At 57.3% G+C, this 22,353-nt stretch carries 21 protein-coding genes and 1 pseudogene; 13 read left to right on the forward strand and 9 right to left on the reverse strand.

Annotated features, from left to right (window positions below; translation table 11 throughout):
- Window positions 1-37 precede the first annotated feature (37 nt).
- Window positions 38-1,429 (forward strand): hexose-6-phosphate:phosphate antiporter, encoded by a 1,392-nt coding sequence (gene uhpT / locus H7R58_RS00205; protein WP_106924830.1) that lies wholly within the window; start codon window positions 38-40, stop codon window positions 1,427-1,429.
- Between the two features lie 43 nt (window positions 1,430-1,472).
- Here uhpT and H7R58_RS00210 read toward each other — a convergent pair whose 3' ends face one another.
- Window positions 1,473-2,375 (reverse strand): LysR family transcriptional regulator, encoded by a 903-nt coding sequence (locus tag H7R58_RS00210; RefSeq protein WP_182934547.1) that lies wholly within the window; start codon window positions 2,373-2,375, stop codon window positions 1,473-1,475.
- Window positions 2,376-2,479: 104 nt separating this feature from the next.
- Between H7R58_RS00210 and H7R58_RS00215 the strand changes: the two genes are divergently transcribed.
- The 4 genes and pseudogenes from H7R58_RS00215 to nepI all read left to right on the forward strand — a co-directional run bounded on the left by H7R58_RS00215 (window position 2,480) and on the right by nepI (window position 5,117).
- Complete coding sequence (locus tag H7R58_RS00215; RefSeq protein ID WP_182934548.1) at window positions 2,480-2,932, forward strand: DUF1198 family protein; 453 nt, start codon at window positions 2,480-2,482, stop codon at window positions 2,930-2,932.
- A 114-nt stretch (window positions 2,933-3,046) separates the two neighbouring features.
- Complete coding sequence (locus H7R58_RS00220; protein ID WP_182930575.1) at window positions 3,047-3,559, forward strand: SRPBCC family protein; 513 nt, start codon at window positions 3,047-3,049, stop codon at window positions 3,557-3,559.
- A gap of 84 nt (window positions 3,560-3,643) precedes the next feature.
- Window positions 3,644-3,730 (forward strand): annotated as a pseudogene (locus tag H7R58_RS25220) (type II toxin-antitoxin system RelE/ParE family toxin); the annotation flags it as partial.
- Window positions 3,731-3,932: 202 nt separating this feature from the next.
- Window positions 3,933-5,117, forward strand: a complete 1,185-nt coding sequence (gene nepI / locus H7R58_RS00230; protein WP_106924834.1) for a purine ribonucleoside efflux pump NepI — start codon at window positions 3,933-3,935, stop codon at window positions 5,115-5,117.
- A 173-nt stretch (window positions 5,118-5,290) separates the two neighbouring features.
- On the opposite strand, the gene phnX is transcribed toward nepI, so the two are convergent.
- Window positions 5,291-6,100, reverse strand: a complete 810-nt coding sequence (gene phnX, locus H7R58_RS00235; protein WP_106924835.1) for a phosphonoacetaldehyde hydrolase — start codon at window positions 6,098-6,100, stop codon at window positions 5,291-5,293.
- 9 nt (window positions 6,101-6,109) lie between these two features.
- Window positions 6,110-7,213 (reverse strand): 2-aminoethylphosphonate--pyruvate transaminase, encoded by a 1,104-nt coding sequence (phnW, locus tag H7R58_RS00240; protein ID WP_182928444.1) that lies wholly within the window; start codon window positions 7,211-7,213, stop codon window positions 6,110-6,112.
- Window positions 7,214-7,353: 140 nt separating this feature from the next.
- On the opposite strand from phnW, the gene phnR reads away from it, so the two are divergent.
- The 5 genes from phnR to phnV all read left to right on the forward strand — a co-directional run bounded on the left by phnR (window position 7,354) and on the right by phnV (window position 11,987).
- Complete coding sequence (gene phnR, locus H7R58_RS00245; RefSeq protein WP_106924837.1) at window positions 7,354-8,073, forward strand: phosphonate utilization transcriptional regulator PhnR; 720 nt, start codon at window positions 7,354-7,356, stop codon at window positions 8,071-8,073.
- 122 nt (window positions 8,074-8,195) lie between these two features.
- Window positions 8,196-9,209, forward strand: a complete 1,014-nt coding sequence (phnS, locus tag H7R58_RS00250; RefSeq protein WP_182929767.1) for a 2-aminoethylphosphonate ABC transporter substrate-binding protein — start codon at window positions 8,196-8,198, stop codon at window positions 9,207-9,209.
- Between the two features lie 5 nt (window positions 9,210-9,214).
- Window positions 9,215-10,324, forward strand: coding sequence for a 2-aminoethylphosphonate ABC transport system ATP-binding subunit PhnT (phnT, locus tag H7R58_RS00255; protein WP_106924839.1), 1,110 nt, complete (start codon window positions 9,215-9,217; stop codon window positions 10,322-10,324).
- A 2-nt stretch (window positions 10,325-10,326) separates the two neighbouring features.
- Window positions 10,327-11,187 (forward strand): 2-aminoethylphosphonate ABC transporter permease subunit, encoded by an 861-nt coding sequence (gene phnU, locus H7R58_RS00260; RefSeq protein ID WP_106924840.1) that lies wholly within the window; start codon window positions 10,327-10,329, stop codon window positions 11,185-11,187.
- Window positions 11,188-11,189: 2 nt separating this feature from the next.
- Window positions 11,190-11,987 carry a 2-aminoethylphosphonate ABC transport system, membrane component PhnV gene (gene phnV, locus H7R58_RS00265; RefSeq protein WP_182929768.1) on the forward strand — a complete coding sequence of 266 codons (798 nt, stop codon included), beginning with the start codon at window positions 11,190-11,192 and terminating at the stop codon, window positions 11,985-11,987.
- A 126-nt stretch (window positions 11,988-12,113) separates the two neighbouring features.
- Here phnV and H7R58_RS00270 read toward each other — a convergent pair whose 3' ends face one another.
- The 5 genes from H7R58_RS00270 to H7R58_RS00290 all read right to left on the reverse strand — a co-directional run bounded on the left by H7R58_RS00270 (window position 12,114) and on the right by H7R58_RS00290 (window position 16,860).
- Entirely contained in the window at window positions 12,114-13,145 is a 1,032-nt protein-coding gene (locus tag H7R58_RS00270) for an IS630-like element ISEc33 family transposase (protein WP_001395480.1), read from the reverse strand.
- Window positions 13,146-13,275: 130 nt separating this feature from the next.
- Window positions 13,276-14,664: a carbohydrate porin gene (locus H7R58_RS00275; RefSeq protein ID WP_106924842.1), complete on the reverse strand. Its 1,389-nt coding sequence runs from the start codon at window positions 14,662-14,664 to the stop codon at window positions 13,276-13,278.
- Window positions 14,665-14,825: 161 nt separating this feature from the next.
- A complete protein-coding gene (locus H7R58_RS00280) occupies window positions 14,826-15,128 on the reverse strand; it encodes a PTS lactose/cellobiose transporter subunit IIA (RefSeq protein ID WP_181357968.1) in 303 nt (100 codons plus the stop codon).
- A gap of 82 nt (window positions 15,129-15,210) precedes the next feature.
- Window positions 15,211-16,533: a PTS sugar transporter subunit IIC gene (locus H7R58_RS00285; RefSeq protein ID WP_182934549.1), complete on the reverse strand. Its 1,323-nt coding sequence runs from the start codon at window positions 16,531-16,533 to the stop codon at window positions 15,211-15,213.
- 12 nt (window positions 16,534-16,545) lie between these two features.
- Entirely contained in the window at window positions 16,546-16,860 is a 315-nt protein-coding gene (locus H7R58_RS00290) for a PTS sugar transporter subunit IIB (protein WP_106924845.1), read from the reverse strand.
- Between the two features lie 296 nt (window positions 16,861-17,156).
- Between H7R58_RS00290 and H7R58_RS00295 the strand changes: the two genes are divergently transcribed.
- The 3 genes from H7R58_RS00295 to H7R58_RS00305 all read left to right on the forward strand — a co-directional run bounded on the left by H7R58_RS00295 (window position 17,157) and on the right by H7R58_RS00305 (window position 20,970).
- Window positions 17,157-18,107 (forward strand): LacI family DNA-binding transcriptional regulator, encoded by a 951-nt coding sequence (locus tag H7R58_RS00295; protein ID WP_106924846.1) that lies wholly within the window; start codon window positions 17,157-17,159, stop codon window positions 18,105-18,107.
- 202 nt (window positions 18,108-18,309) lie between these two features.
- Window positions 18,310-19,686 carry an MFS transporter gene (locus tag H7R58_RS00300; protein WP_182929770.1) on the forward strand — a complete coding sequence of 459 codons (1,377 nt, stop codon included), beginning with the start codon at window positions 18,310-18,312 and terminating at the stop codon, window positions 19,684-19,686.
- Window positions 19,687-19,698: 12 nt separating this feature from the next.
- Window positions 19,699-20,970 (forward strand): gallate dioxygenase, encoded by a 1,272-nt coding sequence (locus H7R58_RS00305; RefSeq protein WP_182934550.1) that lies wholly within the window; start codon window positions 19,699-19,701, stop codon window positions 20,968-20,970.
- 79 nt (window positions 20,971-21,049) lie between these two features.
- Here H7R58_RS00305 and H7R58_RS00310 read toward each other — a convergent pair whose 3' ends face one another.
- Complete coding sequence (locus tag H7R58_RS00310; RefSeq protein ID WP_182929771.1) at window positions 21,050-22,279, reverse strand: LysR family transcriptional regulator; 1,230 nt, start codon at window positions 22,277-22,279, stop codon at window positions 21,050-21,052.
- Between the last annotated feature and the right edge of the window lie 74 nt (window positions 22,280-22,353).

Consider the following 22,353-nt stretch of genomic DNA (forward strand, 5'->3'; position numbering starts at 1 on the left):
GGCTATCACGCAGGTATATAAAAATCAGGAGATACCCATGCTGGCCTTCTTAAACCAGGTGCGCAAGCCGACCCTGGATCTGCCGCTCGATGTGCGGCGCAAAATGTGGTTCAAACCGTTCATGCAGTCCTATCTGGTGGTCTTTATCGGCTACTTGACGATGTATCTGATTCGTAAGAACTTTAACATCGCGCAGAACGACATGATCTCCACCTACGGGCTGAGCATGACCCAGCTCGGTATGATTGGTCTCGGCTTCTCCATCACCTACGGCGTGGGTAAAACGCTGGTCTCCTACTATGCCGACGGTAAGAACACCAAGCAGTTCCTGCCGTTTATGCTGATTCTCTCCGCCATTTGTATGCTCGGCTTCAGCGCCAGTATGGGCGCGGGTTCGACCAGCCTGTTCCTGATGATTGCCTTCTACGCGCTGAGCGGTTTCTTCCAGAGTACCGGTGGCTCGTGTAGCTATTCGACCATCACCAAATGGACGCCGCGTCGCAAGCGCGGTTCTTACCTCGGCATGTGGAACATCTCCCACAACCTCGGCGGCGCGGGTGCGGCAGGCGTGGCGCTGTTTGGCGCCAACTACCTGTTCGACGGTCACGTCATCGGCATGTTTATCTTCCCGTCGATTATTGCGCTGGTAGTGGGCTTTATCGGCCTGCGCTACGGTAGCGACTCCCCGGAATCTTACGGCCTCGGCAAAGCGGAAGAGCTGTTCGGTGAAGAGATCAGCGAAGAGGACAAAGAGACTGAAGAAAACGAGATGACCAAATGGCAGATCTTTGTTGAGTACGTGCTGAAAAACAAAGTGATTTGGTTGTTATGTTTCTCGAACATCTTCCTGTACGTGGTGCGTATCGGTATTGACCAGTGGTCCACCGTCTACGCCTTCCAGGAGCTGAAGCTCTCCAAAGAAGTGGCGATTCAGGGCTTTACCCTGTTTGAAGTCGGCGCGCTGGTCGGCACCCTGCTGTGGGGCTGGCTCTCCGATCTGGCCAATGGGCGTCGTGCGCTGGTGGCCTGCGTGGCGCTGGCATTGATCATTGCCACGCTGGGCGTTTATCAGCACGCCAGCAATCAGTATGTCTATCTGGCGTCGCTGTTTGCCCTGGGCTTTCTGGTGTTTGGTCCGCAGCTGTTAATCGGCGTGGCGGCAGTCGGATTTGTACCGAAAAAAGCGATCGGTGCAGCCGATGGCATCAAAGGCACCTTCGCCTACCTGATTGGCGACAGCTTTGCCAAGCTGGGTCTGGGGATGATTGCCGACGGTACGCCAATCTTCGGCCTCACCGGCTGGGCGGGCACCTTCGCCGCGCTGGATACCGCCGCTATCGGCTGTATCTGCCTGATGGCCATCGTCGCGATATTTGAAGAACGTAAAATTCGCCGCGAGAAAAAGATTCAGCAGTTAAAAATGGCGTAAGTGTGTTTGGTCACTTCTTTGCCCGGTTCTGCACCGGGCTTTTTTATGCCTGCTGGCTGGTCTCATGCAGCAATTCACGCAGCCACTGCTGCGCCGGGTCGCGATGCGTACGCTCATGCCAGGCCATGCTTTTGGTAAAGCCGTGAATCGCCACCGGCGGATCCTGCAAGCAGATTGACGCGCGCGTGCTGGCAAGACGGCTCGGCACGACGGCAATCATTTCGCTGACGGCCAGCACTTCCGGTAGCACCAGGAAGCTGCTTACCGACAGCCCTATCCGGCGTTGGCGGCCGACTTTCGCCAGCGCGTCGTCGGTTACGCCCCAGAAACTCTCGCCTTCGTAAGAGACCAGAATATGTTCCAGCGCGCAGAAGCGGTCGAGGCTTAACGGCTGCTGTGCATCGGGGTGGTCGGCGCGGAGCATACAGACATAGCGTTCATCATACAGCGTACGGCTGTGCAGATCGCCCGGCGTGGTGCTGGGGGTCAGCAGCGCGAGGTCGATTTTCCCCTGCTCAAACTGTGCGGTCAGCCGCTCCGGCTCAACCGGAATGACCCGCACACGAATCCCCGGCGCGCGGACTTTCAACGCGGCGATAAATGGCACGACTACCGCTTTCAGCGCGTAATCGGTGGCGGCGAGGGTAAAGGTGAAGCTGGCGGTCAGCGGATCGAAGCGGGCTGGCTGTAACAGCGTGTCGATATCACGAAGAATTTGCTTTACCGCGGGCGCTAGCTGCTGGGCGCGCAGCGTGGGCACCATACCGTGCGGGGCGCGGATAAACAGCGGATCGTTAAAGTTATCCCGCAGCCGGGTCAACATACCGCTGACGGCGGGCTGGGTGAGCGACAGCCTTGTCGCCGCGCGGGTCACGCTGCGTTCATCCAGCAGCGCATCCAGCGTTTTCAGCAGGTTGAGGTCAAGCGTTCTGAGATCCGGTTTCATCGGCGGCTTCCTTCAGGGAGGTAACGCACATTATGGCATGTTCGAATATCGACAGGGCGTGAAATCCCATTATTATGTCGGGGTTTAGCTAAGTGAGAGCGTGCATGATCTGGTTAATTCTGGCCACCCTGGCGGTGGTATTTGTTGTCGGATTTCGGATCCTGACCTCCAGTTCACGACGGGCCATCCGCCGTCTGAGTGAGCGACTGGCGATCACGCCAGAGCCGGTCGAATCGATGATCGACCAGCTAGGGAAAGCGCAGGGCGAAGAGTTTTTACGTTATCTGGAGCGCCCGAACGAAGCCCATTTGCAGAATGCGGCGCAGATGCTGCTGATCTGGCAGGTGTGCATCGTTGACGGCAGCGAAGCCAATATGCAGGGATGGCACCGTCGGCTGCAAAAGGCCCGCCTGGCCGCGCCGATCACCGATGCCCAGATACGGCTGGCGCTGAGCTTTTTACGCGAGCTGGAGCCGGATATGAGCGAGCTGAATGCCTTCCAGTGTCGCCACAACGCCCTGTTCCACGATGAAAACGGCGTCCACTGGCTGCATTGATATCATTTGATGTGATGTTGTTTATCAATATTGATGATTATATTTATATCACTCGTGAGCGCATGATGAACCTCGTCAACACACTTACTCACGAGGTTCATCATGAAGCAGTCAATGCAGCAAAGCGCAATCGTCTGGCCGGAAGGCTACCTGCCGGGCACCACCGACAACTTCGCCTCTAACGAAATTATCGTCAGCGGCCTGAGCGCAAAAGACATTTGGGCGCAGCTCGATAACACCACCCTGTGGCCAACCTACTACAGCAACGTCGCGGATATCCATTTTTACGACAACAACGGCCCGATGCTGAGCGCCAACGCCCGTTTCCGTTTTTCCACCTTCGGCTTCCCGATTGAAGCGCAGATTACCGAATACGTGCCGCCGGTCGACGGCCAGGCCGCACGCATTGCCTGGCACGGCTGGGCGGAAGGCGATGCCACCACCCGCCTGGATGTTATTCACGCCTGGCTGTTCGAAGATTTACCGGGCAACCGCGTGCGCATTCTGACCCAGGAATCGCAGATTGGCGTCCCGGCGCAGGAGCTGGCGCGCACCGTGCCAAACCCGATGATTAACGGCCACCAGGAGTGGATCACCGGGCTGGTGAAATCCGCGCGCGGCGAGTGAGTTTTGCAGGATGGCGCAGCTGCCATCCGGCAAACCATACGGAAAATAATCATATTGGCGATGAGGGAGCGTGTTATTCCCCGGGATAAAATCGGGTTAAATGAAAAGAAATTCTATAAAGAGATGATTAAACTTGCTGATTCCGAGCACCGTAAGCACCTTAAAAAATAAGGAATGATGATGGCGACCCTTAAAGAGTTAATGGCTAAACAGAGCTCGGAAAGTCAGAAACGTATTGCTGAGAAGGTTGAAGAGATGCGTCAGACGACAGTCAGCGAAGCGTCGGCCAAACAGTTATCAAAACGTTAAATGCGTCACACTTTAAATGCTACACTGCGTGACCTTTTCGCAAAGACCCTCCGCAGGTAACAAAATGAGTGCACATATCGAAGAAAAAAACCGCGCCGACGTCGTTGCGCGGCCCAACTGGTCGGCGGTTTTTGCCGTGGCGTTTTGCGTCGCCTGCCTGATTACCGTTGAATTTTTGCCGGTCAGCCTGCTGACGCCGATGGCGCAGGATTTGGGTATTTCCGAGGGCGTTGCCGGGCAGTCGGTGACTGTGACGGCGTTTGTCGCCATGTTCTCCAGCCTGTTCATTACCCAGGCCATTGGCGCCACCAATCGCCGCTATGTGGTGATTTTGTTCTCCGTTTTGCTGACGCTCTCTTGCCTGCTGGTGTCGTTCTCCAGCTCCTTCACGCTGCTACTGCTTGGCCGCGCCTGTCTGGGGCTGGCGCTCGGCGGGTTTTGGGCGATGTCGGCATCGTTGACGATGCGGCTGGTGCCGGCGCGTACGGTGCCAAAAGCGCTGTCGGTGATCTTTGGTGCGGTGTCCATCGCGCTGGTGATTGCTGCGCCGCTGGGCAGTTTTTTGGGCGGCATTATCGGCTGGCGTAACGTTTTTAACGGCGCAGCGGTGATGGGCGTGCTGTGTACGTTTTGGGTGCTGAAAGCATTGCCTTCTCTGCCGGGTGAACCGGCGCACCACAAGCAAAACATGTTTAGCCTGCTGCAACGTCCCGGCGTGATGGCCGGGATGATTGCTATCTTTATGTCCTTTGCCGGACAGTTCGCCTTCTTCACTTATATTCGCCCGGTGTATATGAATCTGGCGGGTTTTGACGTTGACGGCCTGACGCTGGTGCTGCTGAGCTTCGGTATCGCCAGCTTTGTCGGTACCTCGTTCTCGTCGGTGATTCTCAAGCGCTCGGTCAAACTGGCGCTGGCCGGTGCGCCGCTGGTACTGGCGATCAGCGCGCTGGTGCTTACGTTATGGGGCAGTGAGAAAGTGGTCGCCGCAGGCATTGCGATTATCTGGGGGCTGGCGTTCGCGCTGGTGCCGGTAGGCTGGTCGACGTGGATCACGCGCTCATTGGCCGATCAGGCGGAAAAAGCCGGTTCCATTCAGGTGGCGGTGATTCAGCTGGCGAATACCTGTGGGGCGGCGGTGGGTGGCCTGGCGCTGGACCATTTAGGGCTGACGTCGCCGTTGATGCTTTCCGGCGTATTGATGTTGCTGACGGCCCTGCTGGTCACCGCAAAGGTCAGAATTCGCTGATGGTGTTGCCGGATGGCGGCGTAAACGCCTTATCCGGCCTACGTGCAGTGAACCTGTAGGCCGGGCAAGCGCAGCGCCCCCGGCAATGCGCCGGATGGCGGCGTAAACGCCTTATCCGGCCTACGAGCTGTGAACCTGTAGGCCGGGCAAGCGCAGCGCCCCCGGCTATGTCGTTACGGGCGTTCGCCCTTCGCCAGACGCGCGTTGATATCGGCAATTACCCCCGGCAGCTCCACCAGCGAATCCACTACATAGTGCGCCCCGGCTGCATACAGTTTGCTGGCCGCCAGTTCGCGGCGGCTGGCAATCTCTTCTGGCGACATCGCCTGATACGCCTCCCAGGTGGCACCAAATTCATTACCCGATACCGCCAGACCCACCGTCCACATCCCGGCGTTAAGCCCTTCGGTAATACCCGGCGCAGCGTCATCGACCTTCACACAGTGGGCAACGGCATCAATCCCCAGGGTAATCACGTTTTGCAGCGCCATCCACGGCCCTGGGCGCCCACCCGCCGCAAGGTCATCCGTCGCCACCCAGTGATCGGGGCGATAGCCGTGCTCGGCGGCGGCGGGGACCAGCCGCTCCATCACCGCGCGCGGGTAGCCGGAGCAGGAACCAATTTTAATCCCCTCTGCACGAAGCGCGGCGATCGTATCGATAACCCCGGCAATTGGTGCGGAAAAATCGACAACTTTGGCAATTTGTAGCGGCATAAAGGCGGCGTAAATGGCATCAATATCTGCCGCCGTCATCGCGCGGCCAAATTTCGCCTGCCAGCGCGCGTCCACCGTCGGTAATTTGCCCAGCGCTTCAATATGTTGCCACTTTCCCAGCCCCATCGGCACCCGGGCCTCAGCGAGCGTGATCTCGACATCAAACGCCTGATGAAAAGCTTCGACAAAAATCTGCGTCGGCGCGAAGGAACCGAAATCGACGGTGGTGCCCGCCCAATCGAGAATAACAGCGTTAATACGATTCATGATGGCTCCTTATTTCGTCCAGTACATGGCATTACGAATGGCGGTAAGCAGGGCAGAAATATCGGCATCGTACACCTCGCCAATGTTGCCGATACGGAAGCAGTCGCTCTGTGACACCTTGCCGGGATAGATAACAAACCCCTGATCTTTCAGTCGGCTATAAAATTCTTTAAAGCGGTACTGTGGGTTCTCGGGTGAATAGAACGCGGTGATGATCGGCGAATGCAGCGCATCGTCCAGCAGGGTGGTAAAGCCCAATTCCCGCATACCGGCAACCAGGCGGCGCTGGTTTTGCTGATAGCGCTGAAAACGCGCCGCCACGCCGCCTTCTTCCGCCAGCTCCTTCAGCGCCTGGGCGAAGGCCAGTACGGTATGGGTGGGCGAGGTAAAACGCCACTTGCCGTGGTTATCTTCCATGCAGCGCCACTGGGCGTAGAGGTCCAGCGACAGCGAGCGGGAGCGGCCTTTGCAGGCGGCAAGTTTTTCCGCGCGGGCAATCACGAAGGCAAAGCCCGGTACGCCCTGAATACATTTATTGGCGGAGCTGATCAAAAAATCGATATGCAGTTCAGCGATATCCATGGGAATGCCGCCAAAGCTGCTCATGGCATCAACGATATAGGTTTTGCCGTATTGCTGCGCCAGCGCACCCACTTCCGCAATCGGGTTGAGCATGCCGGTGGTGGTTTCGCTGTGTACCATTGCGATATGGGTGATCGCCGGGTCAGCATTGAGGATCGCGTCGATCGCCTGCGCGTCCGGGCGGGCGACTTCACCGCAGTCATAGGCATGGTGAGCGATGCCCATCAGGTTTGCCATTTCTACCATCCGCGCGCCGTACGCGCCGTTACTGACGATCAGCACCTTATCCTGCGCGCCCAGTGTGCTGCCCAGCACCGCTTCCACGGCGTAGCTGCCGCTGCCCTGCAGTAATACGGAAGTGTAGCCTTCAGACGCCGTTGCCAGCGCGGTCAGCTGTTGGCGGATCTGCTCCACCACGCCGATATTGTAGTCATCATCCCAGGTACAGCTATCGAACAGCATCGCTTCTTTCACGGTGCGTGAGGTGGTCAATGGGCCAGGAGTCAGCAGCAGATAGTTACGCGAAGTCATGTTATTTACCTTTGGTCTATACCAGATTTGTTATTATCATGACGATCTTCCTTGCGATGGGTCAAAGGAAAAATCGCGTTGCAACAAAAAATTCATCTGCTTCTGTATAATGGCGGCAACAAAATTGGAAACGAGCAAGCATGAAATCTCTCCCCGGCGATCTCCCGCAGTACCAGCTCATCAAGGCGCAGCTTCAGGCACGCATTCAGAGCGGCGCGCTGAAAAGCGGCGATAAGCTGCCGTCTGAACGTGAACTGTGCGCGATCTTTAACACCACGCGCATTACCCTTCGCGAAAGCCTGGCGCAGCTAGAGGCCAGCGGGCTTATCTGGCGCGCCGATCGCCGCGGCTGGTTCGTGACGCCCGAACGTCTGTGGCTTGATCCGACTCAGAACACCAACTTCCATAAGCTGTGCCGCGAGCAGGGGCGGGAGCCAAAAACGGCGCTGCTGAGCGGCGCGTTAACCACCGTGCCGGTAGAGGCAATGGAGCCGCTTCAGCTCCAGCCGTTCGATCAAATTTATCTGTTGACCCGCCTGCGTTCTGCTGACGGTCGTGCGGTTTGCTATTGCGAAAACCATTGCCTGCCGGCCCGGGTACCGGAGCTATTGCAGTACGATCTCAACGGCAGCCTGACCGAGGTATACGAGTCACACTACAACCTTGTCTATACCAGTATGCATCTGTCGTTCTATCCCACCGCGATGCCCGCGCAGGCCGCGCAGGCGCTGGGGGTGATGGAAGGGCGCCCGGCGCTGCTGCTGCGCCGCCTGAACTACGATCAGTACGGTCGTGTGCTCGATCTGGATATCGAATACTGGCGCCATGACAGCCTGCGCATTGAGGTCGATACGCACTAGCGCCATCCGGCATTTCACAGATTTATGCCGTCATTCATCGTTTTGTCACATTAGCCGTTTAGCGTAAAAAGCAAATCTGGTATAGGCCAGAAAAATGCAACGAACGCTATGAGGCTATTACGATGAAACTTACCCGACTTGCTTTGCTGTCTGTTTTTGCCCTCGCCAGCGCCCCATCCTGGGCGGAATCGGTGGTGACGGTTTACTCTATCGACGGCTTACACGACGGTGATAACAGCTGGTACCAGGCGCAGTTTGATGCGTTCACCAAAGCCACCGGCATTACCGTGCGTTACGTTGAAGGCGGCGGTGGTGTGGTGGTTGAGCGTCTGGCGAAAGAGCACACCAACCCGCAGGCTGATGTCCTGGTGACTGCACCGCCGTTTATTCAGCGTGCCGCTGCCGGCAAGCTACTGGCCAACTTCAAAACCGACGCCGCTGCTGCCATTCCGGGTGCCAACGACTTCTATTCACCGCTGGTGAAAAACTACCTGAGCTTTATCTACAACGCGAAGCTGCTGAAAACCGCGCCGGCCAGCTGGCAGGATCTGCTCGACGGTAAGTTCAAGAATAAGCTCCAGTACTCCACGCCGGGCCAGGCCGCAGACGGCACCGCGGTGATGCTGCAAGCCTTCCACAGCTTCGGCAGCAAAGACGCCGGTTTTGACTATCTCGGCAAGCTGCAGGCTAACAACGTTGGGCCATCCGCCTCAACCGGCAAGCTGACCGCGCTGGTCAATAAAGGTGAAATCTACGTCGCTAACGGCGACCTGCAAATGAACCTCGCGCAGAGGGAACGTAACCCGAACGTGAAGATCTTCTGGCCCGCCAATGACAAAGGCGAGCGCAGCGCGCTGGCGATTCCTTACGTCATTGGTTTAGTCCAGGGTGCGCCGCAAAGTGAAAACGGCAAAAAACTGATTAACTTCCTGCTCAGCAAAGAGGCGCAGACCAGCGTCAGCGCGTTGTCCTGGGGAATGCCGGTGCGTAGTGACGTGACGCCGAGTGATGCGCACTACAAGGCCGCCACCGCTGCGCTGGAAGGCGTACAGAGCTGGCAGCCGAACTGGGACGACGTGGCCGTCTCGCTGTCGGCGGATATTTCCCGCTGGCATAAAGTGACCGAAAGCGAGTAATCCCGATGCTGATGAAAACGACCGCTATTCCCGCCCCTGTTGCTCAAGGGGCGTCGGGGATTGTCCTCGACTCGCTGCGCGTGGCGTATCACGGCAACGTGGTGCTTAAACCGCTCTCTTTGACCATTGAACCCGGCGAAGTGCTGGCGCTGATTGGCCCTTCCGGTTCGGGAAAAACCACGGTACTGCGCGCGGTGGCAGGATTTGTCCAGCCTGCGGGCGGTCGTATTCTTATCGGTGACGCGGACGTCACGCATCTGCCGCCCTATCAGCGGGGTCTGGCGATGGTGGTACAAAACTACGCGCTGTTCCCGCATATGAAGGTAGAGGATAACGTTGCTTTCGGCCTGCGCGCGCAGAAGCAGCCGAAGGCCCTGATTAAAGAACGGGTGACCGAGGCGCTAAAAACCGTTGGTATGAGCGAGTATGCCACCCGCTATCCGCATCAGCTGTCCGGCGGCCAGCAGCAGCGCGTGGCCATTGCCCGTGCGATTGCCGTGCGCCCGCGCGTGCTGCTGCTGGACGAGCCGCTTTCAGCGCTGGATGCGCAAATTCGCCATAACATGGTGGAAGAGATTGCCCGTCTGCACCGCGAACTGCCGGAGCTGACCATTCTCTACGTGACTCACGATCAGACCGAAGCGCTAACTTTGGCCGATAAAATCGGCATCATGAAGGACGGCTCCATGATTGCCCATGGTGAAACCCGGGCGCTGTACCAGCATCCGCCGAATCGCTTTGCCGCCGAGTTTTTAGGCCGCGCGAATATTCTCAGCGCCACCTCGCTTGGTGCGGGTGAAACGCCGGGGCTGGTGGATGTGAGCTGCGGCGGCGCGATCGTTCGCGCGTTCAGCCAGGGCAGCCATCATGGGCATCATAAACTGCTGTGCATTCGCCCGCAGCACCTGAGCCTGACGCCGCGCTCGGCGTGCAGCAATCGCTTTAACGCCACGTTGCAATCGGTGCACTGGCAGGGGGATTTAACCCACCTGCTGTGCGACGTAGCCGGTGAGGCGGTGCGGATAGTCATGACGCACGTGAATCCGCTACCGCGCCCCGGCGATACGCTGGCGCTGTGGTTCGAACCGGATGATGCCGTCCTGATCGAGGTATAGCCATGTCGCTTTCATTCACGCTCGATAAACCGGCGCGTCGCCTGCGCCCGCTTCTGTGGCTGCTGCTGCCGTTGTTTGTGCTGGCAACGCTGTTCTTCTGGCCTTTGTCGCTGATAGTGGACCAGGCGCTGCGCGATACCAGCGGCCAGCTCGGCCTGGAGACATTCTGGCAGGTGGTTGACTCAAAACGCTTTGTGGGGGCGCTGCTCAATACGCTGCAAATTGCCTTTTTCGCCACCGCTGGCTGCCTGCTGCTCGGCAGCGTAATGTCTCTGATTCTGGTGTTTATTCCTTTCCCCGGTAGCGAACTGATTAGCCGGGTGGTGGATACCTTTATCGCGCTGCCTACTTTCCTCATTACCCTGGCATTCACCTTTATCTATGGCTCGGCGGGGCTGCTCAACGGCTTGCTGATGCGGCTGTTCAGTTTTGAACTGCCGCCGGTTGATTTTCTCTACTCCCTGCAAGGGGTGATTCTGGCGGAAATTACGGTGTTTACGCCGCTGGTGATGCGCCCGCTGATGGCGGCGCTGCGGCAAATCGACAAAAGCCAGCTGGAGGCTGCCAGCATTCTGGGCGCGCGTCCGCTGCGGGTTATTGCCCAGGTGATTTTCCCGGCGGCGCTGCCAGCGCTAATGGCCGGCGGCAGCCTGTGTTTGCTGCTGACCACCAATGAGTTCGGCATCGTACTGTTCATCGGCGCAAAAGGGGTGAATACCCTGCCGATGATGGTCTATAGCAAAGCGATTCTGGAGTCAGACTACGGCGTCGCTTGTACGATCGCATTAATCAACATTGTGCTGTCGCTGGGGCTGTTCTCCCTGTATCGCCTGGCGGCCTCGCGCACCGGTATAAGGAGCTAACCATGCTGATTTGGTCACGCAAAGGGCGTGCTGCGGCAGGTGCTGTCGCCACCGTGCTGTTTACCGCGTTCTTCTTGCTGCCGTTGGCGGTGATTCTGATGTCGAGCCTTAGCCAGCAGTGGAACGGCATTCTGCCGAGCGGTTTTACCCTGAATCACTTTGTGAACGCTCTGCGCGGCGCGGCGTGGGACGCGCTGCTCGCCAGCCTGACGATCGGGTTTTGTGCCAGCCTGTTTGCGCTGCTGTGCGGCGTCTGGGCAGCGCTGGCGCTGCGTCAGTACAGGGCAAAAACGCAAAAGTGGCTAAGCATGATGTTCTATCTGCCGAGCGCCATCCCATCGGTGTCCGTGGGGCTGGGGATTCTGGTGGCCTTCAGCCAGGGGCCGCTGCAGATGAACGGTACGCTGTGGATTGTGCTGACGGCGCACTTTGTTTTGATTTCTGCTTTTACCTTCAGCAACGTGTCGACGGGGCTGGCGCGGGTGTCCGCCGATATCGAAAACGTCGCCTCAAGCCTGGGCGCTTCGCCGTGGTATCGCCTGCGTCACGTCACGCTACCGCTGCTGATGCCGTGGATGGTTTCCGCGCTGGCGCTGAGCTTATCGCTGTCGATGGGGGAACTGGGCGCGACGATGATGATTTATCCGCCAGGCTGGACCACGCTTCCGGTCACCATATTTAGCCTGACCGATCGCGGTAATATTGCCGACGGTGCGGCGCTGACGATTGTGCTGGTGGTGATGACGCTGCTGTTGATGATGAAGCTGGAGCGCATCGCGAAAAGGCTGGGGCAAAAATAAAAAGGTAGGCCGGATAAGGTGCTTACGCCGCCATCCGGCAATCTGCACAGATTCCGCCGGATGGCGCTCCGCTTATCCGGCCTACAAAAAGGTTCCCTCTCCCCTAAATAGCTGCGCCTAATACCGCTACACTTTTGCCTGACCATGTTTTCCTCCGGGGAATGGGCTGGCGGTTTCCATAAAATGGCGGACCTTTTTCAGTAACTGCCACATTGAGCGGCACTGATGATTACGGGTTATCGTGTCATGAAGTGCCTGCCATAGCCGTTCCACATGATTCACCCACGGCGAGTAAACCGGCTGGTAAATTACCCTGAACTTGGGATTTGCTTTCAACCAGCGCTGTGTTTCGCGGCTTTTATGGATAATGTAGTTATCAACGATCAGCGTGATTGTTTTCGCCCGCCGGTAAGTGGCTTTCAGGTGCTTCAGCAGAGCGATAAACAGCGCTGAACTTTTGCTGTTGCCGCCCACGTAGCTGACTTTACCCGTGCCACTGTGCAGTGCGCCGGCCAGATAGTATTTTTCGTTCTGCCCCGGCGTCACTACCCGTTTCTGCTGTCCGCGCAACTGCCAGTCCGCACCGATTTTAGGATTAAGGTGGATATCCACTTCATCTTCATAAAATACCGGATGCTCTGCGCTGCATTCATCCAGCGCTTTGTGGATTACCGCCATCTTTTCATCTTTATGTGGGTCACGGATACGCAGAGTTGGCGCGGCCCTGCGCCATACAAGCCCCGCAGATGGCAACCAGCGGCGAACGGTTCCTGCATGTAACTGGCAACCGGTTATCTCATTGATTTTTATTGCCAGTAATTCGGTGCTCCAGCGTGAACGTTGATAACCAAAATCGCCGGGAGAATGCTTTATCAGCTCACGTAACAGGGTGCAGATATGTTCAAAAGGCCAGCGTCGGGAGCGCCCTGCGGGTAAGGATTTCAGGCCTTCAATACCTGAGTGCGTAAACCAGTTAATCCAGCGACCAACGGATGAACGGGCACAACAGAGAGTTCTGGCAACATCGCTGACCCGTTCACCCCGATGAAGCATCAGCATGGCCGTGAGTCTGCGGGCATGATTTTTATCACGCGTTTTATGAATAGCTTTCTGCATCAGGCGTCGTTCGCCACGGGGTATTGGTACTATGATCGGCATCGCTCAGTCCGGTTGGTGATTTTGGTTGGTTTGGCGATTGATCAGATCGCACAATCCGGGCTGAGTTCCCTTTCAGTGATCTACTATTCCGCGCAGCTATTTAGGGAGAGGGTTAGGGTGAGGGGTTAACTTAGAACCACGCCTCAAACATACCGCCCACGTTCAGCGAATCCAACTGCTCGTCTTCAGTGCCGTTCACCCTCGCCGTACGCTTGTTATCAACCTGACCGCCGGTCACGTAGAAGCGCAGCATCGGGCGGAACTCCGGGCCCATGCCGATGGCGATGTTTTGCGACAGCGTCAGCTTCCAGCCATGGTTATCCCCGCCCTGGTCGTAATCAACGCGCTGATAGCCCGCTTCCAGCCAGGTGGAGTGCACGTCGTTCCAGAAATACATCGGGCGGATAATCGCGCCGTAGTTTTTACGGTTATCGGTTTTGTCCTTGCTGTTGTCGTAGTCGTGGAAGGCCAGCAGATATTCGACCTGCGCCTGCTGGGTAAACTTATAGTTCCCCTCGAAGCTGGCGTAGATGGCGGTCAGACCGTCGGTTTTGTTGTAAACGCTGTTATCCGCGTTATCGGAGTAGCGCAGGATCACTTTGTTGACGCCGCTGTCGTCACTGTTGGTGTGGCTCAGCAGCAGGCCGCCCTGCCAGGCATCAAGCTGCGCGTCGTTATCCACCGCTTTGGAATCAAAGCCGTAGTTGGCGTACACCTCAACGTCGATTGGCCCGGCTTTGATGTTATGGGTTTTGGTCGTCAACGCGTAGTGGCCGTTATCGCCGGTATCCGAGCTGCCGGTACAGGTAATGCGTGATGGGTTGGTTTCATCGGCCATCACTTCCGGGCTACAGGATTTCACCTGCGATACGGCCGCGACGTCAAACTGCACGCCGCCAATATCAAAGTTTTTCACCCCGGCACCCTGGCCGTCGTGGTTCATCCAGAAGTAATCGTTAATACCCTGCTGCGGACGCTGGTGGAAGTCGCGACCGGCCCAGATATAGGCGTTCGGGTTCGACTCCAGCACGTTGGTGACGCCGACGTAGGCCTTTTTCAGGTTCACCTCGTCGCTCCAGTGATCGAACATCACGTTGATATCCCAGATGGCGCCTTTGCTGCTCTTAAAGGCTTTGGTTATCTGGAATTCACCGCCGTTGCTTTCGTTGCCGAGACGGCCAATCGCCGAGGCGCCGTTGTAGGAGCCGTCGACGCCGACGTATTTCTGATCGCCGGTCTGGAAGTGGGCGCCGTAGCGCGCGTAGCCGCTGAATTTAAGGCCGAACGGGACCGCCATATCCGGCGACTGGGCGGCGGTCTGCGGGTTGGTTTCCAGGTCGACCTTTTTCGCGGCGGCGGCGTCCATTTTGGCCTGGCGGTCGGCCAGCGCTTTATCGACGGCCTTGGCCACAATGGCGTCGATTTGTTCCTGAGTAAATTCTTGCGCCAGGGCTGAAGAAAGCGGGCAAAGTGCGGCCACAACCGCCATGGCTAATGGAAGTTTTTTAACAGTTTTCATGGTTATCTCAAATTAATTAATTATATTTTCAGACAATAACCATCCCGTTTCGGTGCAATATAAAAGACGCCACCAAAACAAGCTGATTTTATTTTTATCTCGTAGAGGTACAGTTAAATAATTATCGTCAGTAATATCTCCGTAGTCAGGATAATTAAAAGTTAACGTTGATAAAGGTGAATAATCTCTTCCGAAAGTTCGCGCGCCAGCAGGGAGTTCATCAGATGATCCTGCGCGTGCACCATAATCAAGGTCATTGGCTGGCGGGCTTCGCCGGCATCCTGCTCAATCAGCTGGGTCTGCATCTGGTGCGCCTGGCGAGCGTAGCCGTCGGCCTCACGCAGCAGGTTTTTGGCTTCCGTTATTTCGCCTTTTCGCGCGGCGTGCAGCGCTTCAAAGCACAGCGATCTGGATTGACCGGCGTTAATGATAATTTCCATTACCGCATCTTCTAACCTAACCATAATAGGTCCCCCTGACTCGTGAAAGTCATCGTGTAATAAAGGGTTAAAGATAAATGATTACGTAATATTAAATATTTCTTATTCAGCTAGCGGTTTCGGCCAGCGGTGCAGTCGATCTTAATTTCTGTTCTTCTGTTTTCATTAATGAACGTTCATAGGCGCGGAGGAACGGTAAATACATTGCCGCCGAAACGAGCATACAAATAATACACATGATGACCGGACTTAACGCCCAGTTCGCGGCCCAGGATGAGCCAATCGGTGCTGGCGTGGTCCACGGCGTCAGAGAAACGACCTGCGCCAGCCAGCCGAGGCGGGTCGCGGTATAGGCAAGAATCGCGTTAACCATAGGAATGCAGACGAACGGAATAAACATCATCGGGTTCATAATAATCGGCGCGCCGAACAGAATCGGTTCGTTGATGTTAAAGAAGCTTGGTACGACGCCCATTTTGCCAATGGTCCGCAGATGCGCGACGCGGCTACGCAACAGCAGGAATGCCAACGGCAGGGTGCAGCCTACGCCGCCAATCAGCAGATAGTGATCCCAGAAACCTTGCAGGTAAACGTGCGGCAGCACGGTGCCAGCGGCCAGCGCGGCCTGGTTGGCGGAAAGGTTGGCCATCCAGAACGGGTTCATGATCCCGGTAACAATCAGCGATCCGTGAATCCCGGCAAACCAGAAGATCTGGCACATCAGTACCGACAGCAGAATCGCCGGCAGGGAGTCAGAGGCGGAAACCAGTGGTGCCAGCACGTGCATAATCGCCTGTGGCAAAATCATGCCGGTCTGCGCTTCGATAAACAGGTTCAGTGGGTGCAGGGTGCCGATGACCACCAGCACGGGAATCAGGATCTCGAACGAGCGCGCCACGCCGGTCGGGACTTCTTTCGGCAGGCGAATCGTGACGTTATGCTGCTTCAGCCAGGCGTACACGCGGGTGGCGTAAATGGCGGTAATCAGCGCGGTGAAGATCCCCTGACCGGAGAGGTACTGGGTGGAAATCTTACCGTCGGCGTACGGCGCGGCCACCAGCAGAAACGCCATAAACGCCAGCAGGCCGGACATCACCGGGTCGAGGTTAAACTGCCGGCCGAGGCTCGCGCCAATCCCCACGGAAATGAAGAACGTCATCACGCCCATGCTGAGGTTAAACGGCAGCATCAGCTGGTCGCGGTACTGCGTGGAGAAGTCGAGCCAGCCACGCGCGAAGCCGTTGGTGGTATCCGGGGAGAACGGCGGGAAAATAAACACCAGCATAAATGAGCCGATGATCATAAACGGCAGCGCGGCGGTAAAGCCGTCGCGAATGGCGATGACGTATTTTTGTTGCCCAAGACGGCCGGCCAACGGGGTAATGGATTGCTCAATCACGGCAACCATTGACTGATAAAGAGAACTCATCTGGAAACCCTTTTAGTGCGTCGCGGAAATCAGCGACAGAGCGTAATCGAGTACCTTGTCACCCCGTTGCATGCCGTAATCCATGGTATCAATCGGCTGGACGGGAATATTCTGGGCGGCGGCCTTATCAGACAGGGTTTTTAACATGTACTTCACCTGCGGGCCCAACAACACCACCTGATACTGCGGGTACTGGATATCAAATTCGGACACGCCGTAGGCATCAATTTTCACCGGCAAGTCCCGTTCTTTCGCGGCTTCCACCATTTTTCTGACCAGCATGCTGGTCGACATTCCGGCGGAGCAGCACAGCATAATTTTGTACATCGATAACCCTCCTCTAAATGTAAAAAGTTGTTGCGAGTTTGATTTGATATGAAACTGAAACCGGTTTCTATTCATAAAAACAGGATCTGTGATAGCCATCAATTTCTCCTGCTTATGAGGCTAATTATTTCGTCCTGGCTCACAAAAATTCGCCGTTTTGCGTTCATATGGACATCATATGGATAATCGGTTTCCATGAAAAAAGAGAAACGGATATACTGGGAGATGGAATCATTTAAGCCGTTGCGGTGCAGTGGTTTTTTGCGGCAGGCAGTACGCTTTTTCAGGGGAGAAAGATGTCTACAATCAACGATGTATCACGTCTGGCCGGGGTATCTAAGGCCACGGTTTCACGTGTGTTGAGCGGTTCACGAGGGGTAAAGGAAGCCAGCCGGCTGGCGGTGCTGCGGGCCGTTGATGAGCTGAACTACCGGCCAAATGTGATTGCCCAATCGCTGCTGAGCCAGTCGACCGGCTGCATTGGCGTTATCTGTGCGATGGAGAATATCAACCAGACGACCGGGTATCTGTATGCGCTGGAAAAACAGTTCAGCCAGCATCAGAAACATTTGCTGCTGCGTTTTGCCAACACGCGTACGGGGGTGATGTCGGCGTTGGACGAGCTCTCCGGCGGCCTGTGTGACGATGTGCTGATTATCGGCGCGCGTTTTCCGCTGGAGATCGAAAGCGACAACGTGGTGTTGATCGACTGCCCGGAGGCCGATACGGCCAACAGCATTCAGTTTGACCACGTGTTTGCGGCGGAAACCGCCTGCAACTACCTCGCCAGCCAGGGACGTCGGCAGATTGCGCTGATTCAACCTCAGAGCTGTGGTTTTGCCGACGACGTGCTGCTGGGCTACAAACACGGGCTGGAGAAAAACTTCCTGCCGTTTAATCGCAACCTGGTGTTTATGGACAGCGTCTCGTCCACCGTAGCGCTGCAAGAGCTGCTGAATAATGCCGGTATCGTCAGCTTTAATGCCCTGCTGGTGGCTGACGATCAAGAGGCGCAGCGGGTTATTCCGCAGCTTATGGCCTTCAACAGGCGGGTGCCGGAGGATGTGATGGTCTTTAGCCTTGCCGGTTCGCTACATCTGCCGGGGATCCCCACCATCCCGGCGATTGAATATTCCATGGACGCTATTGCTGCGCGGATTGTCCACTGGCTGGAAGAGAAAACGCAGACGTCCGTCCACACCGCGTTTCGCGGCGATCTCATTCTCCCGGGCGTTCGCCAGCGCTAACTTTTACCGCCCGCCGCGCTGTCGTCGGCGGGCCATTTCCGGCTCCCTCTTTTTGCCACCCCGCTCACAATATAAAAATAACTCATACCCACCCCCGGATTTTCGAACCAGACAGCGCCGGGCGACTGCCTTAACGTGAGTTGAACGTTCAGCCAATAACACAAACCAGAACATTCATACCTCCCTTTAAGGAAGTGACCCTATGAGTCTCTCTACCGGTGTAGATGTAAAAGCGTGGATTGATGCCCGACCGATCTCGCGCTTTCAGTGGAAAATTCTGTTTCTCTGCTTCGTTATTATTATGCTCGACGGCTACGACGCCGCCGTCATGGGCTTTATTGCGCCTGCGCTGCTGGAAGACTGGGGCATTAGCCGCGCGGCGCTGGGGCCGATTCTCGGTGCGGCGATGTTTGGCGTCGCGCTGGGCGCGCTGATCGCCGGGCCGATGGCCGACCGCTACGGGCGTAAGCGTATTCTGCTGGCCTCGGTGGCCCTGTTTGCCGTCTTCAGCCTGGCGGCGGCGATGGCGCAAACGCCGACTCAGCTGGCGCTGCTGCGCTTTCTTACCGGGCTGGGGCTGGGGGCGGTGATGCCAAACTGTGTGACGCTGGTGGCGGAATACATGCCGGAACGGCGTAAAGGGCTGATGATTACGCTAATGTACAGCGGGTTTAACGTCGGCTCCGGGCTGGGCGGATTTATCGCCGCCGTGCTGTTGTCCCACTACAGCTGGCACTCGGCGCTGATTTTTGGCGGCGCGCTGCCGCTGCTTGTACTGCCATTTATGATGGTGATGCTGCCGGAATCGGCGATGAACATGGTGGCACGGCGGGTGCCCACGGCCGACATTGCCCGCGTGCTGAATCGCCTGGGTGGCCAGTTTGCTGCCAACACGCTGTTTACCCTCAGTACGCCGGAAATTTCCCGTCATGCAAAGGTGATTCAGCTGTTCCGCGGCGGCTACGCGCGCGGCACGGTGGCGCTGTGGTTGACCTACTTTATGGGCCTGTTTGTGATTTATCTGCTGAACGGCTGGCTGCCGACCATTCTGCGCTCTGGCGGGCTGTCATTACAGCAGGCGGCAATCATCACCGGCCTGTTCCAGCTTGGCGGCCCGCTGGGCGGTATTCTGGTCGGTTACCTGATGGATCGTACGTCGGCGAAAGTGGTGATCGCGGCGACCTATTTCCTCGGCTGTCTGTGCCTGCTGTCGCAAGGGCTGATGGACTTTGGCTCTGCGGCGCTGTCGGTGCTGATTTTCATCAGCGGGATGTGTATCAACGGCGCGCAGAACGGCCTGCAGGCTTATTCACCGGCCTATTACCAGACTGAAATTCGCGCGACCGGCGTAAGCTGGATGCACGGTATCGGTCGTACCGGGGCGATTTTAAGCTCCACCTTAGGCGGGGTGATTATGCTGGCGGTGCCGGGGCACTCGTCGATTTTCCTGGTGCTGGCCTTACCGGCCTGTCTGGCGGCGGGCTGCATTCTGTTACACCGCATGAATTCGCGTAACGTGGCGCAAGCGCCGCGTGTGGCGGGCGATGTCGCGTTATCGCAGACCGCCTCTCATCGATAAGTGGAGTCAACCATGGCCAGAATTATTGGCGGAATCGCCGTCTCTCATACCCCGACCATCGGTTTTGCGGTCGATAATCATAAGCAGCACGATGCGGCGTGGGCGCCGATCTTTGAGAGCTTCGAGCCGCTACAACGTTGGCTCGATGAGAAAAAACCGGATGCGCTGGTGTATATCTTTAACGACCACGTGACCGCCTTTTTCTTCGACCACTACTCCACGTTTGCGCTGGGGATTGATAATGAATACGGCGTGGCCGACGAAGGCGGCGGCCCGCGCGGCCTGCCGCCCATCAAAGGCAATGCCGCGCTTTCAAGGCATATCGGCAGCAGCCTGATGGCCGATGAGTTTGATATGTCGTTCTTTATGAACAAAAAGCTCGACCATGGTCTGTTCTCGCCGCTGTCGGCGCTGCTGCCGTGGCAAAGCGGGGAATGGCCGACCAAAGTGGTGCCGCTGCAAATTGGCGTGCTGCAATCCCCGGTGCCGAGCGCGCGGCGTTGCTATAAGCTCGGCCAGGCGCTGCGTCGGGCCATTGAGAGCTTTCCGGAGGATATCAACGTCGCCATTGTGGCGACAGGCGGTCTGTCGCATCAGGTGCACGGCGAACGCTGCGGCTTCAACAACCCGGAATGGGACGCGCAGTTCGTCGATATGTTGGTGAACGACCCGGAATCGCTGGCCGAGATGACGCTGGCGGAGTACGCTGAACTGGGCGGCATGGAAGGGTCGGAGGTCATCATGTGGCTGGTGATGCGCGGTGCGCTATCGGCCAACGTCACGGAAACCTGGCGCGACTACTACCTGCCATCAATGACCGGCATCGCCACTCTGATTCTGGAAAATAATGCGCGTCAGCCGCCGGTGGATACGCTGACGCGGCATCGCCAGCACATGGCGCGCCAACTGGCGGGCGTCGAAAAGCTGCCCGGCACTTACCCGTTCACCCATGAGCGCAGCCTTAACGGGATGCGGCTGAATACCTTCCTGCATAAACTGACGCAGCCCGCGTGGCGCGAGCGCTTCCTGCATGCGCCGCAGGCGTTGTACGACGAGGCGGCGCTGAGTGAGAAAGAACAGCAGCTGCTGACGGCGCGCGACTGGCGAGGCCTGATTCAGTACGGCGCCAGCTTCTTCCTGCTGGAAAAAATGGGCGCGGTGATCGGCGTGTCGAACCTGCATATTTACGCGGCGATGCGCGGGCAAACGCTGGAAGAATTCCAGAAAACCCGTAACCAGCAGGTGACCTACTCGGTGGCGGGTATCCAAACCCCGGCCAACTAGCATTGTGCGGCGTTTATGCCGGGTGGCGGCTGCGGCTTACCCGGCCTGCTTTTTTGTAGGCCTGATAAGCGTAGCGCCATCAGGCGCAGGGGGCCGCTACCCGTTGACGGATAACGTTCACCAGCGCCTGGGTGGCGGGCGAGGGCAGGCTGCCCTCGCGGAAGGTCAGCCCGATTCGCCGTTGCGTATTGGGCAGCTTCACCGGCAGTACGGTCAGCAGATGGTTGTCGATTTCAAATCGCATCTGGCTGGCGGAAACGGCGGCCAGCAGCGGTGAGTCGAGCAGCAACCCGCGCACCATTGCCGCATCGCCGGTTTCCACCACCGGCAGCGGTTGCGGCAGGCCCAGTGCGGTAAACGCTTTGTCCAGCAGGTGCCGCGCCGGGGCGTTACTGCGCGGCAGCACCCACTGCGCGTTGGCCAGCTGGCTGAGCGGATCCGGATGTCTGAGCAATGGGTGATCGTTGCGCACCAGGATCAGCATCTCTTCTTCAAACAGCGCCTCGCAGGTCAGCTCCGGCAGGGCGTCGTGCTGGCGCAGCGCGCCGATAATAAAATCAATATTCCCCGCCCGCATGTCCGACACCAGGGACTCATACGGACTCTCATTGGTCAGGACCCGAATGCCGGGATGCTGCGCCAGAAACGCGCCGATGGCGGCGGGCAGCAATTGCGTGCGGCTAAGCGGAAGCGCCCCAATACGTACATTTCCCACCAGAACGCCGCGTCTTGCCGCCAGATCGTCCCAGATGTGCGCCAGTTCGTTCAACGCACGGCTGATGTTCGGGTACAGCGCATCGGCGGCGGGCGTTGGGCGAACGCCTTCCGGCGTGCGGCGAAACAGCGCAAATCCGGCCCCTTTCTCCAGAATCTTCAGCGCCGCGCTGATCGCGGGCTGCGTGACGCCAAGCTGGCTGGCGACGGTCTGGGTATGATTGATGTGATAGAGCTGGATAAAAATCTCCAGCCGCCGGGTGTTAAACAGCCAGCCGGGATCGGGCAGTTCTTTATGCGGAACGGCGCGCTCTTTTAGCCGGTGCATCAGTGCCGGAATGGCCTGTAAATCGCCTATCGCCCGCAGCGCGCGCGGCAAAATGCATTTGCCGTATTCGGTCAGCACCATGCCGCTGTAATGGCGTTCAAACAGCGTCACGTCAAGCGTCGCTTCCAGATCGCGAATGGCGCGGGTAATGGCCGACTGAGTGCGGAATAAATCGTCGGCGGCGCGGGAGACGCTCCCGCGGCTGGCAACCTGGCAGAAAAATCGCAACTGCATGATATTCATGTCTTTGTTGTGTTTTTTATTCATCGAGCCTGTGGTCGCCTCTTGCCGGGTGATTTGTCATCAACATAAATAAAAATCATAGCCTTCGCAAGTTAACG

Source organism: Klebsiella sp. WP4-W18-ESBL-05, from assembly GCF_014169075.1.
GTDB lineage: Bacteria > Pseudomonadota > Gammaproteobacteria > Enterobacterales > Enterobacteriaceae > Kluyvera > Kluyvera ascorbata_B.

Excerpts from the sequence above, each read along its gene's own strand:
- uhpT (WP_106924830.1), top strand. The coding sequence starts at position 38 with ATGCTGGCCTTCTTAAACCAGGTGCGCAAGCCGACCCTGGATCTGCCG.
- H7R58_RS00210 (WP_182934547.1), bottom strand. The coding sequence starts at position 2,375 with ATGAAACCGGATCTCAGAACGCTTGACCTCAACCTGCTGAAAACGCTG.
- H7R58_RS00215 (WP_182934548.1), top strand. The coding sequence starts at position 2,480 with ATGATCTGGTTAATTCTGGCCACCCTGGCGGTGGTATTTGTTGTCGGA.
- H7R58_RS00220 (WP_182930575.1), top strand. The coding sequence starts at position 3,047 with ATGCAGCAAAGCGCAATCGTCTGGCCGGAAGGCTACCTGCCGGGCACC.
- nepI (WP_106924834.1), top strand. The coding sequence starts at position 3,933 with ATGAGTGCACATATCGAAGAAAAAAACCGCGCCGACGTCGTTGCGCGG.
- phnX (WP_106924835.1), bottom strand. The coding sequence starts at position 6,100 with ATGAATCGTATTAACGCTGTTATTCTCGATTGGGCGGGCACCACCGTC.
- phnW (WP_182928444.1), bottom strand. The coding sequence starts at position 7,213 with ATGACTTCGCGTAACTATCTGCTGCTGACTCCTGGCCCATTGACCACC.
- phnR (WP_106924837.1), top strand. The coding sequence starts at position 7,354 with ATGAAATCTCTCCCCGGCGATCTCCCGCAGTACCAGCTCATCAAGGCG.
- phnS (WP_182929767.1), top strand. The coding sequence starts at position 8,196 with ATGAAACTTACCCGACTTGCTTTGCTGTCTGTTTTTGCCCTCGCCAGC.
- phnT (WP_106924839.1), top strand. The coding sequence starts at position 9,215 with ATGCTGATGAAAACGACCGCTATTCCCGCCCCTGTTGCTCAAGGGGCG.
- phnU (WP_106924840.1), top strand. The coding sequence starts at position 10,327 with ATGTCGCTTTCATTCACGCTCGATAAACCGGCGCGTCGCCTGCGCCCG.
- phnV (WP_182929768.1), top strand. The coding sequence starts at position 11,190 with ATGCTGATTTGGTCACGCAAAGGGCGTGCTGCGGCAGGTGCTGTCGCC.
- H7R58_RS00270 (WP_001395480.1), bottom strand. The coding sequence starts at position 13,145 with ATGCCGATCATAGTACCAATACCCCGTGGCGAACGACGCCTGATGCAG.
- H7R58_RS00275 (WP_106924842.1), bottom strand. The coding sequence starts at position 14,664 with ATGAAAACTGTTAAAAAACTTCCATTAGCCATGGCGGTTGTGGCCGCA.
- H7R58_RS00280 (WP_181357968.1), bottom strand. The coding sequence starts at position 15,128 with ATGGTTAGGTTAGAAGATGCGGTAATGGAAATTATCATTAACGCCGGT.
- H7R58_RS00285 (WP_182934549.1), bottom strand. The coding sequence starts at position 16,533 with ATGAGTTCTCTTTATCAGTCAATGGTTGCCGTGATTGAGCAATCCATT.
- H7R58_RS00290 (WP_106924845.1), bottom strand. The coding sequence starts at position 16,860 with ATGTACAAAATTATGCTGTGCTGCTCCGCCGGAATGTCGACCAGCATG.
- H7R58_RS00295 (WP_106924846.1), top strand. The coding sequence starts at position 17,157 with ATGTCTACAATCAACGATGTATCACGTCTGGCCGGGGTATCTAAGGCC.
- H7R58_RS00300 (WP_182929770.1), top strand. The coding sequence starts at position 18,310 with ATGAGTCTCTCTACCGGTGTAGATGTAAAAGCGTGGATTGATGCCCGA.
- H7R58_RS00305 (WP_182934550.1), top strand. The coding sequence starts at position 19,699 with ATGGCCAGAATTATTGGCGGAATCGCCGTCTCTCATACCCCGACCATC.
- H7R58_RS00310 (WP_182929771.1), bottom strand. The coding sequence starts at position 22,279 with ATGAATAAAAAACACAACAAAGACATGAATATCATGCAGTTGCGATTT.